This is a genomic window from Methylobacterium indicum (assembly GCF_001043895.1).
Lineage (GTDB): Bacteria > Pseudomonadota > Alphaproteobacteria > Rhizobiales > Beijerinckiaceae > Methylobacterium > Methylobacterium indicum.
This window is the reverse complement of sequence record NZ_JTHF01000353.1, coordinates 1-7,252: the sequence shown is the minus strand read 5'-3', so window position 1 is coordinate 7,252 and position 7,252 is coordinate 1. Positions and strand designations below refer to the sequence as shown.

The 7,252-nt window shown below is 65.4% G+C and carries 4 protein-coding genes; 2 read left to right on the top strand and 2 right to left on the bottom strand.

From position 1 onward, the window contains the following. Window positions 1–2,991 (top strand): beta strand repeat-containing protein (locus tag QR78_RS36560; protein ID WP_483127858.1); only part of this gene is annotated, 2,991 nt, incomplete at its 5' end. A 1,392-nt stretch (window positions 2,992–4,383) separates the two neighbouring features. Beyond that, window positions 4,384–5,085: a response regulator transcription factor gene (locus tag QR78_RS29800; protein ID WP_082171665.1), complete on the top strand. Its 702-nt coding sequence runs from the start codon at window positions 4,384–4,386 to the stop codon at window positions 5,083–5,085. 548 nt (window positions 5,086–5,633) lie between these two features. Here the strand turns inward: QR78_RS29800 and QR78_RS29795 are convergent. Continuing rightward, the gene (locus tag QR78_RS29795; RefSeq protein WP_053221162.1) at window positions 5,634–5,915 is read right to left on the bottom strand and encodes a DUF6894 family protein; all 282 of its coding nucleotides are present in this window, start codon (window positions 5,913–5,915) and stop codon (window positions 5,634–5,636) included. 488 nt (window positions 5,916–6,403) lie between these two features. Then, window positions 6,404–7,252: hypothetical protein (locus tag QR78_RS29790; protein ID WP_048431245.1), on the bottom strand; the 849-nt coding region annotated here is incomplete at its 5' end.

Here is a 7,252-nt window from a genome sequence, read left to right as displayed (position 1 = left end):
ACCTACTACGTCGACACCACGGCGGTCGGCACCACCGGCGACCTCGTGGTCGAGAAGCCGAACGAGGGCATCGACACCGTGATCAGCACGGTGACCTTCACCCTCAAGAGCAACGTGGAGAACCTGACGCTCGTCGGCCCCGACGCGATCAACGGGACCGGCAACGAGCTCGCCAACGTCCTGACCGGCAACGACGCCGCCAACATCCTCAACGCCAATGCGGGGGACGACGTCCTCATCGGCATGGGGGGCGACGACCAGATGCGGGGCGGGCTCGGCAACGACACCCTCGACGGCGGGCTCGGGCGCGACACCGCGCTCTATGCCGGGCGGATGGCGGATTACCGGATCAGCGATGTCGGCGGCACCGTCACCATCACGGACCTCAACGTCGCCGACGGCACCGACGAGGGCACCGACCTCCTCCACAACGTCGAGGTGCTGAAGTTCCTCGACGGGACCTACATCGTCAACATTCCCAACGGCCTGTTCACCAACAGCGCCGACACCATCGACTTCTCGACCGTGCGGGCGGGCGACTACCTCGACGGCACGCAGTACGACGGCCAGCTCGGCGACGACGTCGTCCGGCTCGCCGGGACCACGGCGGCGGCGGCCGCCGCCGGATTCGACCCGGCCCGCGCCTTCGATGCCGGGGCGGGCAACGACACGGTCTACGGCGGTGCCCTCGACGACTGGATCAAGGGCGGCGCGGGCGACGACGTCCTCGACGGCGGTGCGGGCTCCGACCGGCTGGAAGGAGGCGCGGGCAACGATACCTACTACGTCGACACCACGGCGGTCGGCCTCACCGGCGACCTCGTGATCGAGAAGGCGAACGAGGGCATCGACACCGTCGTCAGCCCGGTGACCTTCACCCTCAAGAGCAACGTCGAGAACCTGATCCTCACCGGCTCCGCGGATATCGCCGGCTTCGGCAACGAGCTGGCGAACGCGATCACCGGCAACGACGGCAACAACTCCCTGAAGGGGGACGCGGGCAACGACACCCTCCTCGGCGGGCTCGGCAACGACAGCCTGACCGGCGGCCTCGGCAACGACCTGATCGACGGCGGCCTCGGCACCGACACGGCGGTCTTCGCCGGGCTGAAATCCGGCTACCGGCTCACCTTGAGCGCGGGGCGCGCCTCGATCACCGACATCGACGCCTCGGACGGCGACGAGGGCACCGACACCCTCGTCGGCGTCGAGGTTCTGAAATTCGCCGACGGCAGCATCCTGGTCCCGCTCGGCAGCGCCCCGACCGACCTCGCCCTCAGCCACGCGGCGGTGGCCGAGAACAGCCCCGGCGAGGCCCCGGTCGGCACCCTGTCGGCCGTGGACCCGGATGCCGGCGACCTCTTCACCTTCGCCCTCGACGACGATTCCGGCGGCGCCTTCGCGCTGCGCGGCGCCGACCTCGTGGTGGCCCCCGGCGCCGCCCTCGACTACGAGGCGACCCCGACCCGGACCGTCACCGTGCGGGTCACCGACGCCGCCGGGCACGTCTTCGCCAAGGCGCTCACCATCGCGATCGAGGACGTCGGCGGCCTCACCGTCACCGGCACGCCGTCGGCCGACGCGCTGACGGGCACGACCGAGAACGACGTCCTCGACGGGCTCGCCGGGGCCGACACGATGACCGGGGGGCTCGGCGACGACCGCTACATCGTCGACAACGCCCGCGACCTGCCGGTGGAGGGGCCGAACGGCGGCTTCGACACCGTCGAGAGCAGCGTCAGCTTCACCCTCGGCGCCCATCTCGAAGCCTTGATCCTGGTCGGTACCGCCTCCAACGCCACCGGCAACGCCGTCGACAACCTGCTGGTCGGCAACGCCCGCAACAACATCCTCGACGGCGGCCTCGGCCACGACACGATGCGGGGGGGCCTCGGCAACGACACCTATCTCGTCGACGATGCGGGCGACGTCGTGATCGAGGAGGCCGATGCGGGCACCGACACGATCAAGACCGCCCTGGCGAGCTACGTCCTGTTGACCGGCAGCAACGTCGAGAACCTGACCTATACCGGCACCGGCGCGTTCACCGGCACCGGCAACGAGCTGGCCAACACCATCACGGGGGGCGCCGGGGCCGACCGGCTCGACGGGGGCGACGACCTCGTGAAGGATTCCCTGCGCGGCGGGGCGGGCGACGACGTCTACGTGGTGCGGATCGGCGACACCGTGACGGAGGCCGCGGGGGGTGGCCACGACACGGTGCAGACGGCGCTCGCGACCTACAAGCTCGCGACGGAGGTCGAGGACCTGATCTTCACCGGGACCGGCGCCTTCAAGGGGACGGGCAACGCCTCGAACAACCTGATCGTCGGCGGCACCGGCGACGACACTCTCGACGGCGGCACCGGCAACGACCTCTTGGTGGGCGGGGCCGGCAACGACACCTACATCCTCGACGCGTCCGGCGACACCGTCTCGGAATTCCGCATCCCGGGCGATCCGACGAGCGGCGATGCCGGCGGCATCGACACGATCCAGATCAAGACGGGCCTGACCGCCTACGACCTCGCCGCGGCCCCGTTCGTCGAGAAGCTCACCTATTCGGGCACGGCGGCGTTCCGGGCGACGGGCAACGGGCTCGACAACGTCCTGGTCACCGGCGCCGGCAACGACACCCTGTCGGGCGGACTCGGCCGCGACACGCTCACGGGCGGGCAGGGGGCCGACCTTTTTCTGTTCTCCGCCCCCGGCGAGGGCGCCGACCTGATCACCGACTTCGCCCGCAGCCAGGGCGACAAGATCGGGATCACGGGCTCCGGATTCGGCGGCGTGGCTCCCGGCGCCCTGGCGGCGGACTGGCTGGTCTCCGGCAAAGTGGCGACCACCGGAGATCACGGGCAGTTCCTCTACGACGCGACGACCCGGATCCTGTCCTGGGACGCGGACGGCACCGGAAGCACGGGGGCGGTCGAGATCACCGCCTTCGCCAAGGCGACGACCCTCGCGGCGTCCGACATCCTCGTCGTCTAGGGCCTTGTCCGACCGAGCGGGGACCGCTTCGTCGGGGAAATTTCCGTCTGATTTGGAGATCTAGAGCATTTTCCGACGAAGTGGACGCCAGTTCGTCGAAGAAAATGTGGCAAAACAAAGACTTAGAGAGCTTCGCGATGGCAACGCGATCGTGAAGCGCTCTAGACCTCAGCGCCCGTTGCAACGCGATCGGGCACGGGTCCAGGAGCGATCGTCCGGGCGGCCCGAGACTCTCGGTGTCTCCGGCGAGTTGGCGACGGCTGCGAAACCCGAACTCGGCTCGGCTTTGCCGGTCCCCGAGGAGCGGCGCTGCGACGAAGCCTTGCCGCGAGGCGCCATGTCTGTCGAGCCGGCGCGCCTCCCTGGCCGGACATCAGGAGCGCCGCCGGTGCGATCGGCACCAGCGCCATCCGCGATCGATGCAACCCGACCCGCGCATCGGCGACCAGGGCATTGCGGCCCCGAGAGACCGCGTGGCTTGAGACCGCGCGGCTCGAGGGTAACCCGCAGATGCGCGCAGCACCGACACAGCGGTCGTAGAGACGACGGCCCGAACGATCGCGGGATTTGCCCCAGGTGAACGGGGAGACCGCCACGATCCCCGGCCGAACGTCCCAGTGAAGGATCGCGCGGGACGGACCAGCACGCCCACCCCGAGCAATCATGCAACCATTATACGAAACATATAAAAACACTGGTTGTGAAAACCGTCCGCCGATGCCCCCGTGGACGGAGTGGAGCGGGAACTTTCGACCACTTCGGCACGTCATGCTGGTACAGGACTGCGCTTCCACGACTTGCGTCGCATGGTCGCATGCACTCGCGACTGATGCGACGACGGGCGATAGACCGGACGGTGCCGGGATAAACTTGCACCTATGTATTCTTCGATTGACTTATGAAGAAGATTTTCCTGTCTTTTCAGGGTGGCCTTATGCCGCTTCGACATCTGATTATCAAAATAATTGATGCCATATTTACATGAATAGGGTCAGTATTTCCTATCCATGATACAATTTTACCAAATATGGAGGTGCCTTTTATTTTCCCCGTAGATCTTCTTGAGTGTAGATAGGGATGCTCGACCGAGGCGTCCGGACCAGAATGTAAATTTCGAACTAATAAATGCAGTCTTTTTTCCCAATGTTTCTGGATCGTTACATACATGCTGGCGCGATACGTGACGTCAGCGTGCCGATTCGCATCAATTCTGACAAGTATCGTATCTAGGAATTGCGGATCATGAGTTAGTTTGACTTAATCACCGCTCTCACTCGGTCCTGGATAAATCCAGATCAAGCTGCCTCAGCAGTCTATGTCGGAAAATTACCACTTCACGGCAGCAGGATCGTACCGCATAATCCGAACAGTCTAGTCGCATGGAGAGCGGAAATGGCTGATGGAGCCGCCCACGGAGTTGCCTGGAACTCCCCCGAGGGCACTTTCAGCGCCGGCGACCCGGGCGCCGGGACGCCAATCCTGCTGATCGACGGACGGGCACTCGAGCGGGAATGCCTTGCACTTCGTCTGGCGATGGCGGGATTTCGCGTGATCTGTCTCTCCAGTGTCGAAGCCTGGCGCCAGACCGAGGATCGGCCGGCCGTGGCCCTGGTCCTGCTGTACTGCGACCGGACGATCGAGGAACGGCGCCGCATGCTCGACGGCCTCCACCAAGTCGGGGCGACGCAGGTCATCGTGATCTCGCCGGTCGGCAGCCTGAAGTCGATGATGGCGACGATCGAGCACGGCGCCCGCGGCTACGTCCCGACCGCCTCGACCGTGAGCCAGGTCGTCGCGGCGATGCGGCTGGTCCTGTCGGGAGAAGTGTACATTCCGCCCAACTGCCTGTTCGGCGCCAAGGATCCCGAGATCGCGCGCCCCCCGGATGCCTGCTGGCAGGACAACTTCACGGCCAAGCAGGTCGCCGTCATCGAGGGGATCCGAATGGGCAAGCCCAACAAGATCATCGCCTACGAACTCAACATGTGCGAAAGCACCGTGAAGGTGCACATCCGCAACGTCATGAAGAAGCTCAATGCCCGCAATCGCACCGAGCTCGCCTTCAAGGCGACCGAGATGGCGGCGACGGGCTGAAGCGGAACGCGCACAGCCCGCTTCCTCACGATCACCCGACGGGGTATCGCGCGACATCGCGCGTCGAGGATATCCGCCCGGCCCGTCACCGGGGCACCGATCCAACGAACCGTCCAGCCGCCCCTGACGATCGTCCGGCTCCGTCCAGGCAGGCTGAAAGGGCCGGGCCCAGCGGCGGACCCGTCCGAATCCTGCATCGGGCGACACCTCGTCGGTGGCCGCGGCGCCAGGGAGATCGATCCGGCATGATCGATCCGGCCTGCCGGTCTCTTCAAATCGGAGCCCGCTCCCCTCGCGGCACCGCATCCCTCCGCCCGCACGAGCCGGCCTGCCTGAGGTTGATGCTGCAAGCCGGTGGACAGACCAGATCTTCGTCGGCAGGCCGCCGCCGTGTCCGTCCGTGGATCGCCATGTCATCGCGACGATCGTTGCCCGTATCGCACCGCGGATACGGGACTGGCGCGACGCAACGACGAGCTATGTCGATAGAAGATCATGGTAATTATTGTATTGTTTAATAAAATCTTTCATATGTATGTTATATTGAACTATTTTATGATCGGAATACGCTTGACGATTATCCCACTCTCGTTACGGATCGCAATGTTCCAGCACTCTCGGGGGTCGATAAAGGATACGCTATCCTTCTCGCCAATCACTGCCTGGATTTCCGCGACGACATAATCGACATCTTGTGCTTCGACACCATCCTCGTCGGAGATGGTCGTATCCTTTCCTTCCAGATCGAGGAAAAAGCGGGAAACGGTGCAGTGGTCCATCGGGCTCATGAAAGCCTGATCCCTCGTAGCGCACGCATGAACGGCAAGCATGTTCGTCACGATATTAGTCTCCTACCCGACTCGATCTATTGCCCAAATTAGTTAATTTTTGGTTAAAGCCTTGCAAAGACGGTGAATAGCGGGCGAAATATCAGGATTTAACAGTCAAGTAATATCAAAAGACGTACGATTTGGCCCGTCGCCAACGCAGACAAGCCGTAAGTGGTAGGCCGATGGCCGATTGGCGCTGTTGCCCGTCGGGGCGTCGCCCCTTGGCCCGTCGACGCATCGCACCCGGCGGGACGGGAAAGCTGCGTTCCCGCGCGATCCCGTCGGAGGAGCCGCTCGCGGACCGCCGTCCGACGATTCGGGCATCACCGGGTCCGGCGAACGCGACAGTGATGCGCGTTCGCCGTCGGATGCGGCGGCCCGGCGATGCCGGGACCGCCCCGGAGGCGCCCGATCCGTCGGAGGCTGGGAGAATTCAGCCCGAGGTCGCGGCCGTTACCGGACCGGCCACCCTACCGGCGCCCCCCGCCTCACTCCTTCGCCAGCGCGTCCGCGAAGGCGGCGATGCGGTTGCGGGCGTAGGTCGGCAGGCCGGCGCTGATCGAAGTGCCGGTGTTGAACGAGGAATTGCCCATCAGCACCTGGGCCGGCAGCAGGTTGCGCAGCACAGGGACCCGTTCGTACTCCTTCTTGCGGTCGAGCACGTCCGCCTTGATGCCGAGCGTCATGTAGGCGGTGACCACCGTCCTGTTCGGGTCGTTCGCCACCGGCTGGAGTACCGCCAGGAACTTGCCGAACCGCAGGATCTGGTTGACCCAAAAGATGTTCTGCTCCATCGCGCCGGCCACCGGCGCCTCGATCTTGGTGAGCTGGACGAGCTTGGCGGCCTCGTCGGGCGGGAGGACCCGCAGCTCGCTCTGGAACGAGACGAACTCCGCGATCTTCTTGGCGCCGTCCTCGAGCTTGTTGGCGAGCTTCACGCCGAGCGGCAGCTTGCCCTCGAGATCGTAGCGCGACTCGATGCAGGTCGTGTCGGGCGCCTCGCACCACGGCCGGTCGGGCCGGCGGGCGAAGGCGGCGGCCGGGTCCTTGGTCGGGGTGGCGTCCGCGGGGCTCAGGGGCTTGTGCTTGATCGCCGGGTCCATCCGCGACACGAACGGGATCGTGGCGAAGCGCTTGAGGTCGATCCGGTCGGCCGGGCGCGGCACGATGAACCGCGCCTCGGCGACGTAGACCTTCAAGGCCTCGTGCCGGGGCTTGGCCACCCCGTTCACGGTCTGCACGTAATCCGGCTCGACATAGGCCGGGTGAGGGGAGAGCAGGGCCTTCTGGGCCGGGCTGCGCTTGCCCCATTCGGTGAACGGCACGAGGCCTTGAAG

What these genes read in the sequence shown, in the direction of transcription:
- QR78_RS29800 (WP_082171665.1), top strand. Translation starts at nt 4,384, where the DNA reads ATGGCTGATGGAGCCGCCCACGGAGTTGCCTGGAACTCCCCCGAGGGC.
- QR78_RS29795 (WP_053221162.1), bottom strand. Translation starts at nt 5,915, where the DNA reads ATGCTTGCCGTTCATGCGTGCGCTACGAGGGATCAGGCTTTCATGAGC.